Genomic DNA, 22,201 nt, shown 5'->3' on the forward strand with positions numbered 1-22,201 from the left:
CAAAAGAAATTGAGGAAAGAAAAATCAGAAGCAATATGAAAGAAATAATTTTCAACAAGTCTTAATTAACAATTCTAAAATTATTTAACTATAACAAAATCGGGTGGTAAATAAGTAGCTGAAAAGGTAATAACTCAATTGATATAAAACGAGAAAAGCCCGGAATAAAACCCCGATATAAATTTCCTGGAAACTTGTACCGTTTGTGTGAAAAGTAAAATTGCTTCTGCAGCGAATGTATGTGGTGAATGTATCAAATATTGTAAAGAGACCGACTGAAAATTCAGGACTGATACCCTGATTAGTATCAAAGTTTGAGTAGAGAGTTATCCCGGGTGATACAAATTCTAAACCCGGAACTTCGAAAATTTTTTTATAACCTGCACGAAGATACCCCGGGTCTTCCAAATTAAAAATATAACTGTACTCGATAGAAATAAAACCTGATGGATAGTTTAAACTTTTAGAACGAAATGATATAATTGGAATTTCTTTTGTCAAACTAAAATAATTTTGCTGTGATACTGCTACAAAGCTGGGATATGGAATCAGCAACATCGACGAACCGAATAAACAGATCGTAAGAAGATCAGAGCCTTCTTTAATTTTTGGTTCAAACGGTATATCAAAATCAAATACTTCACTTGTATCTATTGACCCCAATTTAGTTTCTGTTATTATAACAAAATTTACTACGGTATCAATGAATGCAAGATCATTTATAATAATTTCAGCTTTATGCAGATCTACATAATTTGCTGACACTGTGTATTCATATTTTTCTTCTAAAACAACTTTTGATTTGCACACTTCGCTTGTATAAAAGGAAAGTTTAAAGGTGTATGGTAACTCCCGCGTGCAATAAGCATCTATCAGATAAACCTCAATTGAATCTGTTTGACCAAATGATATATTTGAACAAGCAAGTATTAAAATCAGAAATATTGTTCGGGTGAATTTCATTCTTTATATAAATAAAAAGTTACTTCTCTCAAATTTATAAAAATCGAATGTCAGTTTAATACCTTTTTATCATACATAAATAAATCTAGTGTGACTTCATTTCAGGATAAAATATTAATGATACTAATTGTATGAACAAATTTGTTCAATGTGAATTGAACGGATTATACCCAATCACAATGACTATGATTCGCATAAACTTTTGTTGTATATTTAAATGTTCGTTCTTCGGGTTGTCTTGATCATTAAAAATCTTCCACTGCGCCAGGCGCGAAAATCGTTAGCTGTATGTTTTAAACAGCATTTTATTAACTCATCATAATAAATCGATTAGTAATATGTTCACTCATTTTGATGACAAAGAAAAAGCCGTCCTTTATCCACCAGACAGACGGTTATTCATAGGTCCGAAACCTCATGTTTTTTTAATTGCTGGTATTTTGTTTTTAGCAACGGTCGGAGTTGCATGGTTACAATATTTATTTAATGGTTTGCCCGCAGATCCTTCTGTAAAATTACTTTCAATTCCTGAAACAGGTCCCACAGGTTTTCCAATCTGGATAATACTTTGTCATTGGGTAAATTTTTTCTTTATTGTAATTCTGGTAAGAAGCGGATTATCAATTTTAATGGATCATCCCCGACTATATTTTAACAATGGATGTGTACCGGGAAGTGAGTGGATAAAATTTACACCTGTAAAAGTACCTACTGATAGATTGTGGACAGCAAAAGATGATGCTCGTTATATAAGTCCACTCATTGGTTTGCCCGGATATCGACACACAGTAGGCATTGCCCGCGGATGGCATTTTATTCATGTTCCGTTTTTTGTATTGAACGGAGTGATATTCGTAATATTATTATTATTTGCAAGTGATCAATGGCAAAGAGTAGTGCCAACATCATGGCAAATTATTCCAGATGCATGGAGTGTGTTTGTACATTATGCTACGTTTCATATGCCAATAGAACCAAATGGATTTTATTATTATAACGCACTACAAAAAATTTCTTACTTTGGTGTAATATTTATTCTAGCTCCGACCGCTATGCTGAGTGGTATGTGTATGTCACCTGCAATAGAAAATCGATTTCACTGGCTGCCAAAATTATTCATCAATCGTCAGGGTGCCAGATCAGTGCATTTTCTGGTAATGTTTAGTTATGTGATTTTTACAATTATTCATGTTAGTATGGTAGCAGCAACCGGTTTGGTTAGAAATATGAATCATATCACACTGGGAACAGACAACGTATCAGATCCTACAGGACTTTATATCGGATTAATTATCATTGGTTTTACAGCAGGATTTTGTGTGTATGCTCATTGGGTATCATGGAACAAACCGCGTTGGGTTCAAAAGAATGGTTCTCTTGTCAACGAAAAATTATGGGAGGCTACTATTAATCGTTTAAAGCCTGTCCAACATTTTGAAAAAAAAGATATAACTAATTACTTTTGGCCAAATGGTAAATTGCCCACTTCTGATAAATGGAAAAAACTTGCAGTAAATAATTTTAAAGATTATAAACTAAAAGTTGGAGGTTTGGTAGAAAACCCGGTCGAATTATCATTAGATGACATGAAAAAACTTGCAGAGGATCAAACCATAACGATGCATCACTGCATTCAGGGCTGGTCAGGAATTGCACAATGGAGAGGGCTATCTATTAAAACGCTTGTGGAATTGGTAAAGCCACATCCATCAGTTAAAACAGTTGCGTTTTATTCATTCGGAGAAGGATTATTTGGTGGAGTTTATTATGATACTCACACACTGGATAATTGTCTGAAGCCCGGTGCATTGTTAGCATGGGAAATGAATTATGAACCACTACCTGAAGTTTATGGAGCTCCACTCCGATTAAGAATTGAAAATCAATTAGGATACAAAATGGTAAAATGGATTGAACGGATTGAGTTTGTGGAAACACATAAAACTTTGGGAAAAGGCTTTGGTGGTAAAAATGAAGATGATGAATATTTTGATCTGCTTGCCAATACATAATAAGAGACTCCTGAAAAGTTTTAGTTTGTCATATTGAACGACCTGCCTGCCGGTAAGGCAGGAGTGAAATATCTTGTTTTAAATTGAAAAGAGTGACACATTAATAATAATTCAGAAGTCTCAATGACTTATTCACAAAGCAGACGGATAAAATAAAATATAAAACTATTTAACTCACGCTTTGCTAATAAACTTTAAGATAACAAATTTCAGTCAAACGGTTTTCCTTTCTTTTTGAAATGTATAAAACAAGAATAACAGCACTGCTCAGAAAACTAAAACTAATGCATTACAGTGATCGGATGAATTTCTATTATCAGAAATATAGAAACCGATCCATTAACAGGATATTTAAAGAAAAAAATCCGGATGTGGTTCTTCCACCTGATTATATGATTTATGAATCTTTTCAGATGAACTATGAAAATTATTTCAATGACAGTCTTGACACAGCAAAATGGCTTATCAGCTATTTTGAAAATTATATCAGCTTAAAAAATATTAGGCTACTTGAATGGGGCTGTGGTCCGGCAAGAATTATTCGTCATCTTCCAAAATTGCTGGACAACACTTGTGAAATTTATGGATCAGATTACAATCACGAAACGATTGGGTGGTGTGAAAAAAATATTTCCGGAATTGATTTTTCAAAAAACAATCTTGAACCACCCCTCAAATTTCCAAACAACTTCTTTGATATTATTTATGCAACATCTGTCTTCACACATTTATCAGAAGAAATGCACTACGCTTGGCTGAATGAATTAAAAAGAGTATGCAAAACTAATGGAATAATTTTTCTGACTACACACGGAGATAATTGCAAGCCAAAATTATCGGCTGATGAATTGAAAATTTTTGAATCGGGAAAACTTGTTATCAGAGGAAATGTTAAGGAAGGACACAGAACATTTGCTGCATATCAGCCACCTGAATTTATGCGAAAACTTTTTTCTGAAGTTGAAATACTTGAACACTCGACAAGATCACCCGAAGGAAATTATATTCCGCAGGATGTTTGGATTGTCAGAAAGAAATAAATTATTTTTTCAACGCTTGTTCAACATCAGTAATTAGATCTACAACATCTTCAATTCCAACAGAGAAACGAACCAAAGCATCTGTAAAACCATACTTTTCTTACTTAATGAGAGTAAATTGAGTTAGTGTATTAAAACTATATATTTATTAATTTTAATTGTAACTAAATATTTAATTGCTATTGTAATGATTAAAGTAAATAAAGAAAAAATTGCAGAATTATTAATCAGAAATAAAAATATTTCATTCGCTTATTTGTTTGGTTCATATGCAAAAAATAAAATAAGGTTTGGAAGTGATCTGGATATTGGGATATATTTTAATGCTGAGCCAACAATCTTTGAAATCGGAATACTGGTTAATGAGCTTGAAGATATTACGGAACACGAGATTGATTTAGTCAGCTTAAAGAACTTGTACGAAATAAATCCTAAACTCGCCTACTCAGTAGTTGCTGATGGAATATTACTTTTTTCAATTGATGAACAATTATTGGTTCAATACAAAAAAAATGTATTCCTAAAATATCTTGACTTTAAACCTGTAATTGATCTTTTTACCAGAAAATTGAATGAACGTATTTCTAATAACAAATTCGCCGATTTTTAAAAAATGAATATTGATAAATTGACAAGACTTGAAGAAAATTTAAAAACCCTGGAACAGTTCAGAAATAGTTATTCACTCGATGATATTATTTCCAACAAAATTGATGAGTGGGGACTCCGATACGGACTTTTCGAATCAATACAAATTATTATTGATATTTCCTGCAGCATAGTAGCAAATAAAAATTTAGGCACTCCTAAAAATTATTCGGAATGCATATCATTATTAGTTTCCAATGATTATTTAAATAAAGATTTGGGTGAAAAGATAAAAAGTATGATAGGTCTTAGAAATTTATTAATTCACGAATATGGTATAATAGAAGTGAACAAACTATTTGCGAATCTTGATCATATAAATGATGTACGAAATTTTATTCAATCCATTAAGTCAGCACTTTAGTATCTAGTCTTACTTAATAACTGCCCAATCAACATCTCTTATCAAACTTGCCTGCAGGCAGGAGCGTCTTCTACATCTTCTATTTATTTAGTGCATTTTCAACGTCATCTATTAAGTCTTCTACATCTTCAATACCAACAGAGAAACGAACCAAAGCATCTGTAAAATCATACTTTTCTCTTTCAGCTTTCGGAACTGAAGCGTGTGTCATTGAAGCAGGATGACAAATTAAACTTTCAACTCCACCGAGACTTTCAGCAAGAGCAAAAACTTTTACTCCGTTCAAAACTTTTTTAGCTTTTTCAAGTGTACCGAAATCAGCAGAAACCATTCCGCCAAATCCACGCATCTGCTTTTTTGCAAGTGGATGTTGAGGATGATCTTTCAATCCGGGATAAATAACTTTTTTTGCTAATCCAGATTCAAATAAAAACTTAGCAAAAGCTTTTGCATTTTCTTCGTGCTGTTTCATTCGTACTGCAAGAGTTTTTGTTGCACGAAGAACAAGCCAGCAATCAAAAGGAGATGGTATCGCTCCGGCTGCGTTTTGAATGTATCGAAGACGTTCGTGATATTTATCATTATTCATTACTAGTATTCCGCCGATAGCATCGCTATGTCCGTTAATATATTTTGTTGTGCTGTGAAGCACGATATCAATTCCCCACTCTATCGGGTTCTGAAAATACGGACTCATAAAAGTATTATCGCAAACAGTTATCAGATTATTTTTCTTTGCAATATCCGAAACTGCTTTCAAATCAGTTAAAATCAACATAGGATTTGTAGGAGTTTCAACGAAAATCATTTTTGTATTTTTATTAATTGCACTTTCAATATTTTTTAACTCACTTGTATCAACCCACGAGTATTGTAAACCAAATGCAGTAAGATTTTGTTCGAACAATCTGTACGTTCCACCATAAACATTGTTCGAAACAATAACATGATCTCCTGCTTTCAATAAACTCATCAATGAGTGAGTTGCTGCAAGTCCAGATGAAAATGCAATTCCATATTTTCCTTTTTCGAGAGTAGCAATATTTTTTTCTAATGCCTGTCTGGTGAGATTGTGAGTTCGACCATACTCATAACCTTTATTTTTACCAAGTTCTTCCTGTACATAAGTTGAAGTAAGGTACAGTGGCGTAATTACTGCACCGGTTGTTGGATCAGGAATTTGTCCTGCGTGAATTGCATCTGTTGAAAAGCCCATTTTTATTCTTTCAGGTTATTATTTAATATTTTGTAAATGGAATAATGAATATCGAACTTCGAATATCGAATCTCGAACTTTTGTTTTTAATTATCCTTTGTCTTTATTTTATTTTTTTTAGCTGTATCAATACTTTTAACAAATATAGATATGAGTTCATTACATTCAATTAATCCTTTATCAACCGGCTCAATATCAATTATCAAAGGAACACGCTTTGTTATTTTTAAAGCAACTCTTGTTTCTCTTAATTCTTTTAAAAGAATTTTAAATTTATGAATAAAATCACTTAACGATTCAGCACTTTGTGCTTCACCATAATTTAGAGCGGGCGAAGTTCCGGATCGTACTATTTGTCCAGCAATATGATTACCAGCTCTGGTATTTTTTAAATTCTCTGCAATAGTTATTACTAACACAGCAAATTCGATTAATCTGTCTTCAAGATCATATTTTTTATTGTTTGTGCTCATTGATCCGTCTGTATTTTAATTCGATATTCGAAATTCATTATTCGTCATTCGATATTTAAGAAAATTTATTCTTCTACTTTCCCTGTTCAATATTCGATATTCAACAGATTCCTTCTCCGGCAGTTTCCGGATCGCAATGACTCTACTATTTGCTATCTAAATTAATTAGATCATATCTCGTGATTATATCTGTTATCAGACCAAAGTCGGAGACAAGTATAGCTGAGTTGTTTTTTATACATTTTTTAACTTCTTCAATTTCAGTTATTGCGTCGAGAATTGGTAAACTTTCTTCCATCACATCTTTGATAAGATTATTATAAAGCTGAGGATTATCTACCAACTTTGAAAGTAAACGACTTTCCCGAATTGCTCCAATCGACTGTTTGCCTTTTAAAACAGGAATTTGTGAGTACCCTGTTTTAGTTATTAACTCAAGCACGTCTTTTACTTTATCATCTTCTTTTACAGATATAATTTCCTCAATTCCAAAAGATTTTTTCCTATCTGAAATATCGCGAAGAGTTTTTATTTCAGTATCGAGCATCCTGTTTAACTTCAACCAGTCTTCATTATGTACTTTGGATAAATATCTTTCACCCGTATCACAAACAATGAATACAACTACATCATCTTTTGATAATTTTTTGGAAATATCAAGTGCAACATTAACAATTGTTCCCGTACTTCCTCCGCAAAAAATTCCTTCTTCCTTTGTAAGTCTTCTGGCTGCAGCAAAAGATTCCTTATCACTTACGTTAATTATTTTATCAATATACTGGAAGTGAACATTTTCCGGTAAACAATCCTGACCAATTCCTTCAACAAGATACGGAGTCCCTTTAATTACTTCTCCGGTTTCTTTGTAATGTTTAAATATTGAACCAAGCGGATCAGCACCAATCACCTGGATGTTTGGATTTTTTTCTTTCAGGAATCTTCCGGTTCCACTTATTGTTCCTCCTGTTCCAATGCTCGAAACAAAATGAGTTATCTTTCCATCTGTCTGTCGCCAGATTTCCGGTCCGGTTGTCTTGTAATGAATTTCAGGATTTGAAGGATTTGAATATTGGTAAGCAAAAAATGAATTCGGAATTTCAGTGGAAAGTCTTCTTGCAACATTCACATAATATTCAGGATCATCAGGATCAACAAGATTTGAGACGACAATAACTTCAGCGCCAAATGCTTTGAGATAATTTATTTTTTCCGCGCTCACTTTTGATGTAACAACAAAAATACATCTGTATCCTTTTACTGCTGCGGAAATTGCAAGACCAATTCCGGTATTTCCACTTGTAGCTTCGATAATTGTTCCGCTGGATTTTAATACACCTTTTCTCTCGGCATCTTCTATCATTGAAAATCCAATGCGATCTTTTACGCTTCCACCCGGATTAGCAGACTCCAGCTTTGCAAATATCTGCGGCTTTAATCCTTTGTTTATCCGATTTAGCTTTATAAGCGGCGTGTTGCCTATCTGTTCGAGCATGTTGTTTTTGTATTCCACTTAATAATATTTACTTTCTTTTTATAAAAAATTGTCCAATGATAATGATTTGAGTGGAATGATGAAAGAATATATATCGGAAGGGGAAAATTAAACTAATTGGTAATTTGTTTTCTTCTCCTCTCCAACCTTTCTGTTCTTCTCGTTGCTGTTCCATAAATAAACACAGAAACCAAAGCTACTAAAGTGCCCCCACTAAGCAGCGGACCAAAGACACTAAATCCATTGATGGTTAAGTAAATACCTCCCAGAACTCCAACTAATCCCAGAATAAATCCAAAAATTAATCCTATTCTTGAATTAGTTATGTCAGACTGAATAACTTTACTTTCAATGCTAATCCTGTGTTCAGTTTGCCTTTCAGCTTGTTTAATAATTCTATCTGCTGAACCAGGCACAACTTTTTCAAATTTTTCAAGAATATCGGGATGGGGCAAGGGACCAGCATATAGTTCAGCTTTTACAGATTGTATAACCTCCTGCTTAAACTTTTCTGGTTTATTTGAAGTCAAATTGTGGTTCCTTCTCTTCAGGAAATTGCAGTTCCAACTGATCAATAGCTACTTTAATATCATTTCCAATAGCCTTCCAATCAGAAGCGAGAGCTCGTGCATCTGCCTCTTCTTCACTTTCTGAATAGTTATATTCATTAAGTGTACTACCTAAATCTAAAATTCGAGCAATTCCTTCAATAAAGGATGGTCGTGAGAATAAAAAGAATGTGTCTCCCATATAATTAACTTTAAAATTTTATTTTTAATAAATGATTGATAAGTTTAGAAAATTTAGTAACTCCTTATGACTAAAATATCCTTTAGTATTTTCTTTGTCAAGAAATTTTATCATGACTAGTGGGCAAGTTTTATTCCAATTAATAAAATTACAAGTCAAAAAATGATGGGAGGAATCAACATCAACCCGTGGATATTAGTTTCAATTTGATAATGTGATTATTTTTACAATAGTTGATTTTGTAAGGAATATAGATATGGAGAAGTAAAAATGACTGAATATAATATGATTACAAACAGGCGATTACACTAATGTTTATACAATGAGAGAAATCTTTAAAAAATATCTCCACTCAATAGCCACCAAGTTTTCACACCCTGAAACTTCGGAAATGGGATACCGAACCGATTTCGAAATTCTTCTTCAGGGTATATTTGAAAAGATAAATGTCAAAAGAATAGACCACGATCCTAAAGCCAAGCACGGCAACAAACCTGATTTCATTGTGATGAAGAACGATATTCCCATTCTTTACATTGAAGCAAAAACTATTGGTGAATCTCTTGATAAGATTGAAAAGTCAAAGCAGATGGAAAGGTACTTTGGTTATGCTAATCTCGTTTTAACAGATTATGTTGAATTTCGGTTTTACAGGAATGGAATTAAGTACCAGGAACCGATAAAAATTGCACAGTATGATTTCGATTCAAGAACTATTACTCCCCTTCCAGATAAATTTGATTTTGCCGGAAACACTTTACTTCAATTCACTCAATCTCACAAAGAACCAATTAAATCTGGTGAACATCTTGCAAAAATTATGGGTGGGAAAGCTCAACGAATAAGAGACAACATTAAAGAAGTTCTGGCAAAGAAAGATGAAAAGAAACCAGAGATACTGAACGTTTACAACACAATTAAAAAACTTCTTGTGCACGATCTTGATGTAGAAGATTTTGCTGATATGTATGCTCAGACGCTGGTTTATGGATTATTTGTTGCAAGGTACCATGACGAAACTCCTGAAAAATTTTCTCGTCAAGAAGCGCGTGATTTAGTTCCTGCATCAAATCCTTTTCTAAGAAATTTCTTCGATCATATTGTTGGACCCAATTTTGATAAACGACTGGAATACATAGTGAATGAATTGTGTGAAGTGTTTTCTCACGCAAATATTCAACAGTTGATGAAACAATATTTTGAAAGAGGTCATGCTGAATTTATTTCAGCATCTTCCGATGAGACCCTGAAACGAGTTCAGGGTGACAATATCGGTCCTGATCCTGTGATTCATTTTTATGAAGATTTCCTTAAAGAATACGATGCTGAACTTCGCAAGAAAATGGGTGCTTATTATACTCCATTACCTGTTGTTAGATTTATTGTTCGGTCTGTTGATTATCTCCTGCAAAAAGAATTTAACCTTCCTTCTGGACTTGCCGATACTTCAAAACTTGAAAACGGAATTCATCGCGTTCAGATTCTTGATCCTGCTGTTGGAACCGGAACTTTTTTAAGTTCAGTCATTCGTGAAATTTATTTGAAGCTGAAAAACAGCGGACAAATTGGGCGCTGGACAACTTACGTCCATAACGATTTACTTCCGCGACTTCACGGTTTTGAACTGATGATGGCTCCATACACTATTGCACATCTTAAACTTAGTATGGCTTTTAAAGCCACGGGTTTTAAATACTTTAACCGCCGTCTTGGAATTTATCTCACCAACTCGCTTGAAGAAAGTGCACCTCAGCAAGAAATGTTTACTGGCTTTGGTTTTGCTGAAAGCATTGCCGATGAATCTAAAGAAGCTGCTCTTATTAAAAACGAAGCTCCTATAATGGTTGTAATCGGTAATCCACCTTATAGCATAAGTTCTGAAAATAAAAGTCCATGGATTCTTGATTTAATAAAAGAGTATAAGAAAGATTTAAACGAAAAAAATATTCAACCGCTTTCTGATGATTATATAAAATTTATTCGATATGCGGAACATTTTATCGAAAAGAATAAAACTGGTATCGTAGCAATGATTACAAATAACTCTTTCTTAGATGGCATCATTCATCGTCAGATGAGAAAGCACTTACTTGAAACTTTTGATGAAATTTATTTTCTCGATTTGCATGGAAGCACCAAAAAGAAAGAAACAGCAGCTGATGGAAGTAAAGATGAAAATGTTTTTGATATACAGCAAGGTGTTGTCATTTCAATTATGATCCGAAAGTCAGAAAAAAAAGAAAAACTTGGAGCAGTTAAGTTTGCAGAAGTTTATGGGACACGAAGAAACAAATTTTATTTTCTTGATGAAAACGACTTAAGAACAATTAAATGGCAAAATTTAAATTCGTTTTCACCCAATTTCTTTTTTGTACCAAAAGATTTTAAAGCAATTCAAGGTTATAACGAAGGATTTAAAGTTGATGAAATTTTCATAAATAATACTTCTGGTGTAAAAACTCATCACGATGATGAATTAGTAAGTTTTAACGAATTTGAAGAAAATAGTGAACCATATTTATATCGTCCTTTTGATACTAGATGGATTCAATATGATTTAGATAAAGTAGTTCGTCATCGTTATTCAGTAATGAAACATATGTTAAAGGATAATGTTTGCTTACTAACTTGTCGACAACAATCTACTTTTGACTTTCAACATGTGCTTATTACAAAATCCTTAAGTGATTTTTGTTCGGTTTCACTACAGACAAAAGAATCTACTTATGCATTCCCTCTGTATTGGTATTTAGACAATAATACAAAAGAGGTAAACCTCAAAAAAGAAATTGTAGAAGAAATAGAAAAGAAAGTTGGCAAAGTAACGCCGAAGGATATTCTCGATTATATTTATGCTGTTCTTCACTCACCTTCTTACAGGAAAAAGTATAAAGAGTTTTTAAAGATAGATTTTCCTCGTGTGCCTTATCCAAAAAACAAAGAAAGTTTTAAAAAACTTGTTACACTTGGAACTGAACTTCGCCTACTTCATCTTCTCGAATCACCAAAAGTAAATCAGTTCATTACAACATATCCTGTTTCGGGAAATAACGAAGTCGAGAAGATAAGGTTTGAGAATAGTAGTCATGCTGAACTTGGTTCAGCATCTAAGATTCCGAAACAAGCCTGCTTGACGGCAAGGCAGGTTCGGAATGACAACAACGGAAAAGTTTTTATAAATAAAGAACAATATTTTGGTAAAGTTCCTGAGATTGTCTGGAACTTTTACATCGGTGGTTATCAGCCAGCACAAAAATGGCTAAAGGATAGAAAAGGAAGAACACTCACAAATAGCGATATCGAACATTATCAGAAAATTATTGCTGCCTTAACAGAAACTGATAGGATAATGAAAGAGATTGATAAAATTAAAATTTGAAGTAATAATTAAAAACGAGAACTAATTATGAATGAAGAACTAGAGAAAATACCCGAACAATCAAATAGTAATCAAAAACAAAATGAACTGACTTTGCCCGAATTGATAAAGTTAGCTGAACCATTGATTAAATCGTGGACAGAAAATGATAATGAAAAACATCGTCGAGAATTAGATTTCGAAAATAATATCCTAAAGGAATCAAGCCGCCAGAATCGCTTAACGACAATTGGAATCTTTATAATATCTGGTTTAGTTTTATTTATTTCAGGTGTTCTCTTTTATATTGGTCGTGATTCAACTGCAATGGATTTAATAAAACTCGTTGTTGGCTTTGGTGGCGCATTACTTGGTGGATATGGTTATGCTCGAACCAAAAGTAACTCACGAGAGAGCGATAAATAAAAGAAATAGATTCCTTCTTTTCTCTTCTTCTGAAATTAATTATTAATATTTAGTTGCCACTAATAAATATTTAATAATTAATTTGCGTGACCGAACTATGTCATCTATATATTGTCACTTAATATTTTTCGAGTAGAAAGTATTGTTAGCATTTATTTTGTAATCATTGTATGTTTCTGCAAATAAAACTTCTAAATATTTTATTGAAACAATATGAAAACTGCATTAATTATCGTTCTACTTTTTTTAGGAATTCACCAAACTAAAGCGCAACAAACAAACCCGGATTATGATTCAACGCTTGCAAAGAAACTCGGGGCAGATGATTATGGAATGAAAGGATATGTTTTCGTTATGCTCAAAACCGGAACCAATACAACAACTGATGAAGAATTCATTGACAGTTGTTTTTCCGGTCATCTTCAAAACATAAAACGTCTTGTAAAAGAAGACAAACTGATAGTTGCCGGTCCTCTTGGCAAGAACGAGAATAAGTATCGTGGAATTTTTATTCTGGATGTATCAACAATTGAAGAAGCTGAAGAATTAATTCAAACTGATCCTGCCATCAACTCGAAATTACTTGCAGCAGATTTATACAAATGGTATGGTTCTGCAGCTTTACCTGTTTATATAGAAACTTCTGATAAAATTTGGAAAGTTGGATTTTAATCTGTTATTCAGCAAATCATTTTCATTCACCACCATCCGTATAGCGATTTGATACTTAATCTTTATGGAAATCACTGAAACAATTTATATAAAATCAAGAAGCGAATGGCGAACCTGGTTAAAGAAAAATTTCAAAACAAAAAAAGAAATCTGGTTTATTTTTCCGAGTAAAGCTTCAGGTAAAAAAAGAATTTCGTATGAAGATGCTGTTGAAGAAGCTTTGTGCTTTGGCTGGATTGACAGCACGGTAAAGAAAATTGAAAAAGATAGTCACGTTCAAAGATTCACTCCGAGAAATCCGAAAAGCAAATACTCGCAGTTAAATAAAGAAAGATTAAAGAAATTGTTAAAATCGAAAAAGGTCATCGCATCAATTAAAATAACTCTCGATGATCTGGAAAATGAAAAATTTATTTTTCCAATTGATATCATTGACGAAATAAGGAAGAATAAAGAGGCATGGAAGAATTATCAGAAATATTCAGAATCTTATAAAAGAATTCGTATTGCATTTATCGATGGTGGCAGACGAAGACCTGAAGTTTTGAAACAAAGATTGACATACTTTATCAGGATGACTGAAAAGAATAAACAGTACGGTACACCCGGAATAGAAAAATATCTTTAATATTCATCTTTACCTCTTATTCTTATTCAAAATATCCTTTTCTAAATTTTCAGGGGTTTCATAAAAATAAATTATACGACTTTATTCTTTTTTAATATTTATTATATTTAATCTATGAGTTAGATTTCAGAAGTATCAAAACTTTCGGGAGGCAAGAAACAAATGCCAAAAACAGATTTAAGCAACGAAGTGAAAATAGAAGAAGGTAAAGGCAAGAGTATCTTTTTTATCACTTTAATTCTTGTTATCGGTGTAGTAATAATTTTTATTTACTCAATTGCACATGGCGCCGATAAGTTTTTATCCATTCTCAGTATATCCGCTATAATTGCTTTAACAAGTGCAATTGTTGGTGCGTTCATCGGATTCATTTTTGGAATACCCAGAACTCCAGCCGCCAAAGATTCAGAAAATATCGGAGCCAATACTAATCTCGAAGAAATTTCAGACTGGATTACAAAAATAATAGTTGGTGTGAGCCTGGTTCAATTGAATCAGTTAAGCGATGGAATTTATAAAATTGGTAATACGCTTTCGCAGGGAATGGGAGGACAGCCAAGCTCGTTTGTTTTTTCTGTTTCAACAATGATATTTTATTTCGTTGGTGGATTTTTTCTCGGGTATCTGTGGAGTAGAATTTATCTGCCAAAAATATTATTAACTTCCATGGAAGAAGGATATAGAAGAAAGATAAAAGAAAAAGAAGATGAATTGATGGAAACACAATCCCTGGTAGATGATAAAAATATTAATATCGATATCAGGAAGGAAGTTGAGTCATTATTATTGCAATCCGATCCGAAAAATTATAAAGATTTTAAAGGTGAAGATTTTACAAAGGATAAATTGCAAACGCTCATTAATAAAATCATTGATAAGTTTGAAAATAATGATGCACAAATATTATTCGGACAAATTATTATCGCTTTATATAATATCAGAAATTACAATTTAATTAATGAGCTTGCTGATCAATATAAAAAGGATATTGACATTAGTTATAGTACCTGGACAGACATTGCACTGGCGAATATGAATTTATATAACACCAACAGAGATAAAGAATATTACAAACGAATGAACGAAGCAATTGTAAACACACGAAAATCTATTTCCGATTACGGTGTTACTTATGCAATTGAATTATATTTTGAATTAATCGATTTAACCATTGCAATCCAGGATAAAGATGAGAAGATTAAATCACGGGCTGAAGAAAACATTCAGTCAATACTTGATGAACTAAAATTAAAACCCGATGTTGCAGCTTTCGAAGCAATTAATTATATGAACAAAAATGAAGTCATACCAAGATGGATGGATTACAATAAATTATTACGGGATAATTTTGCTGAAGCATACAACCAAATTGATAAGAAGAGTAAGACGTACAAGGAATCAAATCCTGACCAGACGAAATATTATCAGACAGAAGCATAATTGTATTTTGGATTTCCCGATTATTGCGCAATATTGATATGATTCAATCAAAATTTAAGAATAGGGTTATAGACTAATTACAAACACATTAGCTTGCTTGCGAATCCTAAAATCTTAAATCGTGAAATAAGATCAGAAAATTATTCCCGGATAAAACTAAAGCTTCTTAAAAAATTTTCAGCATTTATTTTTTTTGCTGCCTGTTTGTTTTTTAAATTATAACACTTGATGACACAACTGTTTTTAATTAATTTGTATTACAATAAAAAGCATTTGCGTATAACTACCCAAATTGGGTGGATAGACGTAATGTGGTAAGCTAAGAGTTGGTGGCAACCCTGCGAACGACACAGCGTCAACTCAATATTATTTATAACATTTACAAAGGCAACAATATGAGAAGTCTAGACAATCAAATCTTAAAATTATTGTCAAACAATGATGTGACTTTCTTTATTCCACCTTATCAAAGAAATTATGAATGGGGCGAAGAAATGTGCGAAATCCTTTATAAAGATATTGAGAAAGTAGCGAACAGCAGAAACACTCAACACTTTTTCGGAACAGTTATTTATTATGCAGAAAGCACAATTTTAGGACAACCCGATAAATACATTTTGGTTGATGGTCAGCAAAGATTGACAACAACTATGTTGTTTTTAATTGCCGCTCGTGATTGCATTACTGATGACTCATTAAAAAACACTATTGATTCAAAATATTTGAAGAATAATAACGTCAGTGGCGATGTTGAATATAAAATCAAATTAAAACAAGTTGAATCTGACTGGAAAGCATACAAGAATATCATTTTGGGGGAACACTTAGATGATAGTGATAAAAAGTCTAATGTTTTTAAAAACTACAAGTTTCTCAAATCAAAATTAGACAAGTTAGAACAGAACTACATCAGGGATTTAATTGAAAAAGGTTTAGTGAATTTTAATATCGTAACAATTCAGTTAGAACCAGAAAGAAATCATTGGGAAAAGCCGCAAGAAATTTTTGAGAGTATGAACTCGCTTGGAAAACCGTTATCTCTTTCGGATTTAGTCAGAAACTACTTATTGCTCGGAAAAACTTCCGCTCAACAAAATAATTTGTATCATAATTTTTGGTTAAAAATAGAGCAAAATTTATCAGGCGATAATAACGCCTTTTCTGTTTCAGCTTTTATTCGTGACTATATGCAGTTGATTGATATTTCGAGTTACAAAAAAGCAACCGACTCAAACCATAAAGAACTTTATCGTGATTTTAAAGATTTGTTTGGCGATGACAACCACGAACAACTAATTAAAAAGTTGGCAGAATACTCTAATGAGTACGCAATTTTAGCTAGGTATAAATCAAGCGGAAACAATAAAATTGACCAAAAAATTACTGATTTAAGAACACTCAAAGTTTCTGCATTCCATTCTTTCATTTTAGGAATTTTGCGTTTGAGAACTGATGAAAAAATTATTGATGAGGATTGCTTAGTAATATTGGATGCCATTTTTGTATATGTTGCTCGTAAAAGTATTTTAGGAATTAGAAAATCAGAAAATAAAGATGCAGCATTATTTTCAAAGTATTTTGATGAATTAGTTTTAGCGACTAATAAGAGAGAGAAAATGTTAGAAATTTGTTCAAATCAGACTTTTTCCATGAGGCTACCAAATGACAAAGAAGTTCATCAGTTTTTATTAAGTGAAAAATCTAATTTTTACAACTTTGAAAGTGGAAAGTTTTTGTTTAGTTTGATTGAAGAAAGTCTAACAAAAAATCGTCCTGCCTTAAACGATAAACAATTACAAGTTGAGCATATTATGCCACAAACCTTAAATGACACTTGGAAAAATGAACTTGGAGAAAATTATCAAGAAATACACGATAATTACTTGAACAATATCGGAAACCTAACTTTGATTCGCCATAATCAAGAGTTGAGCAACCATTCTTTCAGAGGGAAAAAAGAGATTTATGAAAATAATGCGGGAATGCAAATTGCCAAAAATAAAATCACTGACCAGCAAAATTGGGGTGAGGAACAAATTAAAAACCGTGCAGAGTATCTAATTAAAATTATAATTGAAAATATTTTACCGATTGGCGACAACTTAAAAACCAGCAACAACTATTCAACAGAAAAAAGAAGTATTGGGAATAGATTATCGTTCGAAAGTTTAGACTTAATCGGTAAGACAATTGTGTATTTTGACGATGCAAATATTGTTGCTGATGTTATAGGTAACAAGGAGGTCAAATTTGAAGATAAGATTTGGAGATTATCGCCACTAACTCGTGAAATTGAAACAAGAAAAAATCGCAGAAATCGTTCAGGTGCTTATTGGGGAGTTAATATGTGGAAATATGAAGGAAGAACTCTTGAAGAATGGATGAATGAAATTAAAAATTACGAAGTTGAAGTTGAAGAAAACGAAATAGACTAAACTTGACAACACAAAACGATAGACAAAATAAAAAGACAGAAGGGCAGCCGATAACAGCGGTTTGGCGTAATGGCGGGTGCAGTGCTTCGTATGACGGTTTTCTGCTAGATTCAAGTGCAGCTCTTCTATTGAACTTTTGTGCTAAAAATCCCCACCTTCGGCAATACGTAAACCGTTACCTCAATTTCTAAAACCTCTCAAAAATTCTTCAACACTCATTCTCTTCTTTCCTTCCTGTTGAAGTTCAAGAATTTTTAAAGCATTTTTTCCGCAGCCGATTATTAGTTCATTCCGTCGGGAGCCGGATTTGTCAATTTTTGTTTGTTCAATCTGAAATGGTTTCAGATCATTTCTTCCCATTACCTGTGTTTTATAAATCTTTATCACTTTATCATTGTAAATAAAATAAGCACCCGGATAAGGAGAAAGTCCTCGAACAAGATTATGAATTTCTTCAGCAGATTTGTTCCAATTAATAAGACAAGTTTCTTTTGTAATTTTTGGTGCCGGTGAAGCAAGCGAATCATCCTGTTGTTTCAATTCATATTTTCCTGATTCTCCGAAGGAGTCCTGTCGGACAATAAGTTTAACTGTTTGAAGAACAAGCTTTGCACCAAGTTCGCTCATTCTATCGTGGAGCGTTTCAAAATTATCATCAAGATTAATCTGAACTTTTTCCTGTAGATAAATATTTCCGGTATCAACTTTTTCTGCAAGCTTGAAAGTAGTTAAACCTGTTTCTGTTTCACCATTTATCAAAGCCCACTGGATTGGTGCTGCACCACGATACTTCGGAAGATAAGATCCGTGAAGATTAAACGAACCGAACTTTGGAATTTCAAAAACTTCTTTCGGTAAAATTCTGAATGCGACAACTACAAATAAATCGGGTTGCAGCGATTTCATTTCTTCAATGAATTCTAAATTGCCTTTTAATTTTTCCGGTTGATAAACTGGTAAGTTGTATTCAACTGCAAATTGTTTTACCGGAGTAAATGAAACTTTTTGTCCCCTTCCCCGTTCTTTATCCGGCTGAGTAACAACTGCTGAAATTTTATAATTATAGTCGAGAAGAATTTTAAGTGAAGGTATAGCAAAATTCGGAGTACCCATGAAAATAATGTTCATAGCAGGTCTATTTAATTAAATAATCATTTGACTCGCTGAAAGGGTACTCGATATCAAGTTTGCGCTTCTTAATTTTTTCAAGATGTTTTTTATACTGCTTCTTCAAATCATCACTAAAATAATCAATAAATAATACACCCTGCAGATGATCATACTCATGTTGAATCACACGAGCTAACAACCTGTCAGCTTCAATTGTGTGCTCTTTCATATCAACATCGTAAAAAGAAACGGAAACATTTTCCGGTCGTATTATTTCTTCGCGCAATTCAGGAATGCTCAAACATCCTTCTTCGATAGAAGTTGTTTCATCCGATTTAGAAATAATTTTAGGATTAATCATCACAATAGGTTTGAAATTTTCATAACCCTCAACCGGCGAAATATCAGCAACAAAAATCTGTTTGTTCAATCCTATCTGATTTGCAGCCAGTCCGACTCCGTTTGCATTACGCATAGTATCAAACATATCCGTTATGATTCCGATTATTTTATCATCAATATCAGTAACGACTGCTGTTTTTTTCCTTAATATTTTATCACCGCAAAGGGTGATTGGAACGATTGACATAAATTTATTAAATAATTGAATTGCTTAATATTCTATACAAAATTAAATACTGCAAGTGGAATAAAGAAACCAGTAAATCATCTAACATAAAATTTTGCTTAAATATATACTTACTTTTTTCAAAGTAAGATAAATCACAGGTTTTAACTTGACTTACATTTTCCATATCGATATGTTTGTGTAAAAGTATGTAGAGAAAAGTATGACAACAGTAATAATATCACCCAAATATCAGATCGTTATTCCAAAAATTATAAGGGAAAGACTTAATCTTAAACCTGGTCAGAAACTGCAAATTATTAATGTCGGAGATAAAATTGAGTTCGTGCCAATTCAAGATATAAAACAAGCAAGAGGTTTTCTTAAAGGAATAGACACGAACATCAAACGTGAAAGTGACCGCGAATGAATTTAGTAGATTCATCGGCATGGATGGAATATTTTGCGGGTGGCAAAAATGCAAAACACTTTGCACCTATTATTCAGGATTTAAAAAACCTTGTAGTATCCGTTATAAATATTTATGAAGTTTATAAAAAGATAAGTCAGCATCGTGATGAAAATAGTGCTATTCAGGCAATTGCGGTTATGCAGCAAGCTGAAGTTTTAGAAATTACATCCCAGATCGCTATTGAAGGCTCGAAAATCAGTATCCAAAATAAAATTCCAATGGCTGATTCCCTAATAATTGCAAGTGCAAGAAGTGTAGGAGCAAAGATCTGGACTCAGGATTATGATTTCAAAGGATTAGATAATGTAATGTTCTTCAAAAAATAAGAACTTACTTTAGTCAAGCTAAAAGCTTTCCATCTTTCATCAGCATTTTTCCATCCATCCAGACAGTCGGCTTCTTCACAACGCCGTCGAGATGAATCGGAACATTTACACTTCCGCCCATCGAAACATTATTGCCAAGTGCAATGTGAATTGTTCCCATAACTTTTTCGTCTTCAAGCAGAACACCGCTCAACCTGGCAGAATCATTTGTTCCAATACCAAACTCAGCGATATTTCTTGCTTCTTTACCCACAGAATCTAATTGCTGTTTTAATTTTTTTGCCAGAGTTCCACCGGAAATTTTTGTTGCGTAGCCATTCACGACTTCAATTTTGATATTAACATTTTTTATTAGTCCTAATCCTGCGAATGAACCATCAGTAACAAAAACTCCATTAGCTGTTCCTTCAACGGGAGCTAAAAATGCTTCGCCTGTAGGAAGGTTACCACTTTCACCTTTTGCATGAAATAATCCTTTACTTGCATAAGCTTTTCTTCCTTTAATACTGAATGAAATGTCCGTTCCAGCCGGAGCCGTGACTTTAATTTCACTTCCGGTTTCCAGAAGCTCGGTTAGCCTGATTGTTCTTTTTGAAATTGATTTATAATCAGCATTCATTCCGCGAATCATCACATCTTTTGTGATTCCGGGAAATGTTGCAATGCGTACTCCTTTTGCTGATGCTGCTCTTCTTGCATTTGTATGAGTTAAAGATTTTGCAGTCGGACAAAACACGACATCAAATTTTTGCATTAATTCAGTTACTTCAGGAGATGGTTCTTCTCCATTTATCTTACCTGATTTCATTTCGACAAGAAGCGAAGTATAACCAAGCCTTATTGCATTTTCGTAAAGTGATAGCCCAATTTCTCTTTTTACTTCATCCGTTATTACAAGAATTTTTTCATCTTTCTTCGCACCCATACAATCGCGTATTGCTATCTGAGATGCAGTATCAAGTTTTGTTATTTTTTTCATAATTACCCCGATTAAATTTTTTAAAGAAGTGGAAAACCAACGTTAAGTTGAAGTACGGCAGTAAAGCCACCTGATTCAATGAATTTACTTTCAGTCCATATAGCTTGTTCAGGAATTTGCACCGGATTGAGGAACGGTGTCCCGTTCGCATCATAGACATTATCAACTACCAGAAATGAATAACCGGCTAACCCCTCAAAGCTTACATAATCTTTTATGATCGCTACAATAACTCCCGTACCGATTGAATATCCTATTACTCCGGAATCACTTTTATATTTGCTTACATCTGATTCGCCAGGTAAGTCAGTAGTTTGTGTGAGAGTTACATTGTTAAAATTCAGTGAACCATCAAGAATTTTCCAGCTAATTACTTTTGTAAATTCCCAACCAACATCAAGACCGACTGACCAGCTTTTTAGTGTTAAATCCATTGTGTGATTGTCAGTATTTGAACTACCGCCGACTGTAGCTTTATCATTTTCATTAAGATATTGGTAAAATCCTTTTGCAGTAATCATAATATTATTCTCAAAGGTTGCACGAAAAAAATTCAATCCTACTCTGTAGCCATCAGCAGAAGAAAATTCATTCAAAGGCGAATGAACGTATTCGAGTGAATTCCAGAATCTGATATATTCATTTAAACCTGCAGGATTGTATTTCTGATAAGAATATCCCCCATAACCGCCAACAAATCCAAGACAACCGAAACCAAATGTCTGGCAATGACAGGGAATTGTAAAGGTAATCACAAAAAATATTATTGTTAAAAAATATCCGCTTTTATTCACATCTCTATTCACTGATATTATAATAAAAGCTATTT

General features: G+C 33.1%; 23 protein-coding genes. 12 read left to right on the forward strand and 11 right to left on the reverse strand.

What is annotated here, in order from left to right:
• Positions 1-84: 84 nt before the first annotated feature.
• Complete coding sequence (locus tag HND39_01280) at positions 85-963, reverse strand: hypothetical protein (protein ID QKJ95004.1); 879 nt, start codon at positions 961-963, stop codon at positions 85-87.
• A gap of 338 nt (positions 964-1,301) precedes the next feature.
• On the opposite strand from HND39_01280, the gene HND39_01285 reads away from it, so the two are divergent.
• Together HND39_01285 and HND39_01290 are read left to right on the forward strand one after the other, a co-directional pair.
• Entirely contained in the window at positions 1,302-2,975 is a 1,674-nt protein-coding gene (locus HND39_01285; protein QKJ95005.1) for a molybdopterin-dependent oxidoreductase, read from the forward strand.
• Positions 2,976-3,214: 239 nt separating this feature from the next.
• Positions 3,215-4,015, forward strand: coding sequence for a class I SAM-dependent methyltransferase (locus tag HND39_01290; GenBank protein QKJ95006.1), 801 nt, complete (start codon positions 3,215-3,217; stop codon positions 4,013-4,015).
• 1 nt (position 4,016) lies between these two features.
• Here HND39_01290 and HND39_01295 read toward each other — a convergent pair whose 3' ends face one another.
• A complete protein-coding gene (locus HND39_01295; protein ID QKJ97837.1) occupies positions 4,017-4,091 on the reverse strand; it encodes a hypothetical protein in 75 nt (24 codons plus the stop codon).
• 111 nt (positions 4,092-4,202) lie between these two features.
• Here HND39_01295 and HND39_01300 point away from each other — a divergent pair, with 111 nt between their 5' ends.
• Positions 4,203-4,625, forward strand: coding sequence for a nucleotidyltransferase domain-containing protein (locus HND39_01300; GenBank protein QKJ95007.1), 423 nt, complete (start codon positions 4,203-4,205; stop codon positions 4,623-4,625).
• Between the two features lie 3 nt (positions 4,626-4,628).
• A complete protein-coding gene (locus tag HND39_01305; GenBank protein QKJ95008.1) occupies positions 4,629-5,027 on the forward strand; it encodes a DUF86 domain-containing protein in 399 nt (132 codons plus the stop codon).
• Positions 5,028-5,106: 79 nt separating this feature from the next.
• On the opposite strand, the gene HND39_01310 is transcribed toward HND39_01305, so the two are convergent.
• The 5 genes from HND39_01310 to HND39_01330 form a co-directional block, all read right to left on the reverse strand.
• Positions 5,107-6,243 carry a PLP-dependent transferase gene (locus HND39_01310; protein QKJ95009.1) on the reverse strand — a complete coding sequence of 379 codons (1,137 nt, stop codon included), beginning with the start codon at positions 6,241-6,243 and terminating at the stop codon, positions 5,107-5,109.
• An 86-nt stretch (positions 6,244-6,329) separates the two neighbouring features.
• The gene (locus HND39_01315) at positions 6,330-6,716 is read right to left on the reverse strand and encodes a four helix bundle protein (GenBank protein ID QKJ95010.1); all 387 of its coding nucleotides are present in this window, start codon (positions 6,714-6,716) and stop codon (positions 6,330-6,332) included.
• A gap of 145 nt (positions 6,717-6,861) precedes the next feature.
• Positions 6,862-8,226 carry a pyridoxal-phosphate dependent enzyme gene (locus HND39_01320; protein ID QKJ95011.1) on the reverse strand — a complete coding sequence of 455 codons (1,365 nt, stop codon included), beginning with the start codon at positions 8,224-8,226 and terminating at the stop codon, positions 6,862-6,864.
• A gap of 95 nt (positions 8,227-8,321) precedes the next feature.
• The gene (locus HND39_01325; protein QKJ95012.1) at positions 8,322-8,738 is read right to left on the reverse strand and encodes a DUF2335 domain-containing protein; all 417 of its coding nucleotides are present in this window, start codon (positions 8,736-8,738) and stop codon (positions 8,322-8,324) included.
• Positions 8,725-8,958 (reverse strand): hypothetical protein, encoded by a 234-nt coding sequence (locus HND39_01330; GenBank protein QKJ95013.1) that lies wholly within the window; start codon positions 8,956-8,958, stop codon positions 8,725-8,727. The genes HND39_01325 and HND39_01330 overlap by 14 nt, the downstream gene beginning before the upstream one ends.
• A gap of 322 nt (positions 8,959-9,280) precedes the next feature.
• On the opposite strand from HND39_01330, the gene HND39_01335 reads away from it, so the two are divergent.
• From HND39_01335 to HND39_01360, 6 genes are all read left to right on the forward strand, one after another.
• On the forward strand, positions 9,281-12,337 hold the full coding sequence (locus HND39_01335) for an N-6 DNA methylase (GenBank protein ID QKJ95014.1): 3,057 nt from the start codon (positions 9,281-9,283) through the stop codon (positions 12,335-12,337).
• 27 nt (positions 12,338-12,364) lie between these two features.
• Complete coding sequence (locus HND39_01340; protein QKJ95015.1) at positions 12,365-12,742, forward strand: hypothetical protein; 378 nt, start codon at positions 12,365-12,367, stop codon at positions 12,740-12,742.
• A gap of 333 nt (positions 12,743-13,075) precedes the next feature.
• Complete coding sequence (locus HND39_01345; GenBank protein ID QKJ97838.1) at positions 13,076-13,414, forward strand: hypothetical protein; 339 nt, start codon at positions 13,076-13,078, stop codon at positions 13,412-13,414.
• Positions 13,415-13,478: 64 nt separating this feature from the next.
• Positions 13,479-14,042 (forward strand): hypothetical protein, encoded by a 564-nt coding sequence (locus tag HND39_01350; GenBank protein QKJ95016.1) that lies wholly within the window; start codon positions 13,479-13,481, stop codon positions 14,040-14,042.
• A 162-nt stretch (positions 14,043-14,204) separates the two neighbouring features.
• A complete protein-coding gene (locus HND39_01355) occupies positions 14,205-15,482 on the forward strand; it encodes a DUF4013 domain-containing protein (protein ID QKJ95017.1) in 1,278 nt (425 codons plus the stop codon).
• Positions 15,483-15,877: 395 nt separating this feature from the next.
• Complete coding sequence (locus HND39_01360; protein ID QKJ95018.1) at positions 15,878-17,917, forward strand: DUF262 domain-containing protein; 2,040 nt, start codon at positions 15,878-15,880, stop codon at positions 17,915-17,917.
• A gap of 180 nt (positions 17,918-18,097) precedes the next feature.
• On the opposite strand, the gene HND39_01365 is transcribed toward HND39_01360, so the two are convergent.
• Together HND39_01365 and def are read right to left on the reverse strand one after the other, a co-directional pair.
• On the reverse strand, positions 18,098-19,045 hold the full coding sequence (locus HND39_01365; protein QKJ95019.1) for a methionyl-tRNA formyltransferase: 948 nt from the start codon (positions 19,043-19,045) through the stop codon (positions 18,098-18,100).
• A 7-nt stretch (positions 19,046-19,052) separates the two neighbouring features.
• On the reverse strand, positions 19,053-19,616 hold the full coding sequence (def, locus tag HND39_01370) for a peptide deformylase (protein ID QKJ95020.1): 564 nt from the start codon (positions 19,614-19,616) through the stop codon (positions 19,053-19,055).
• Between the two features lie 202 nt (positions 19,617-19,818).
• Between def and HND39_01375 the strand changes: the two genes are divergently transcribed.
• Both HND39_01375 and HND39_01380 read left to right on the forward strand, forming a co-directional pair.
• The gene (locus HND39_01375) at positions 19,819-20,025 is read left to right on the forward strand and encodes an AbrB/MazE/SpoVT family DNA-binding domain-containing protein (protein ID QKJ95021.1); all 207 of its coding nucleotides are present in this window, start codon (positions 19,819-19,821) and stop codon (positions 20,023-20,025) included.
• Positions 20,022-20,393: a type II toxin-antitoxin system VapC family toxin gene (locus HND39_01380; protein ID QKJ95022.1), complete on the forward strand. Its 372-nt coding sequence runs from the start codon at positions 20,022-20,024 to the stop codon at positions 20,391-20,393. Before HND39_01375 ends, HND39_01380 begins: the two co-directional genes overlap by 4 nt.
• A gap of 13 nt (positions 20,394-20,406) precedes the next feature.
• Here the strand turns inward: HND39_01380 and HND39_01385 are convergent, their stop codons facing one another.
• A complete protein-coding gene (locus HND39_01385) occupies positions 20,407-21,375 on the reverse strand; it encodes an aminopeptidase (protein ID QKJ97839.1) in 969 nt (322 codons plus the stop codon).
• 17 nt (positions 21,376-21,392) lie between these two features.
• Positions 21,393-22,127 carry a hypothetical protein gene (locus HND39_01390; GenBank protein ID QKJ95023.1) on the reverse strand — a complete coding sequence of 245 codons (735 nt, stop codon included), beginning with the start codon at positions 22,125-22,127 and terminating at the stop codon, positions 21,393-21,395.
• Positions 22,128-22,201 lie beyond the last annotated feature (74 nt).

The sequence above is a fragment of the Ignavibacteriota bacterium genome (assembly GCA_013285405.1).
Lineage (GTDB): Bacteria > Bacteroidota > Ignavibacteria > Ignavibacteriales > Ignavibacteriaceae > IGN2.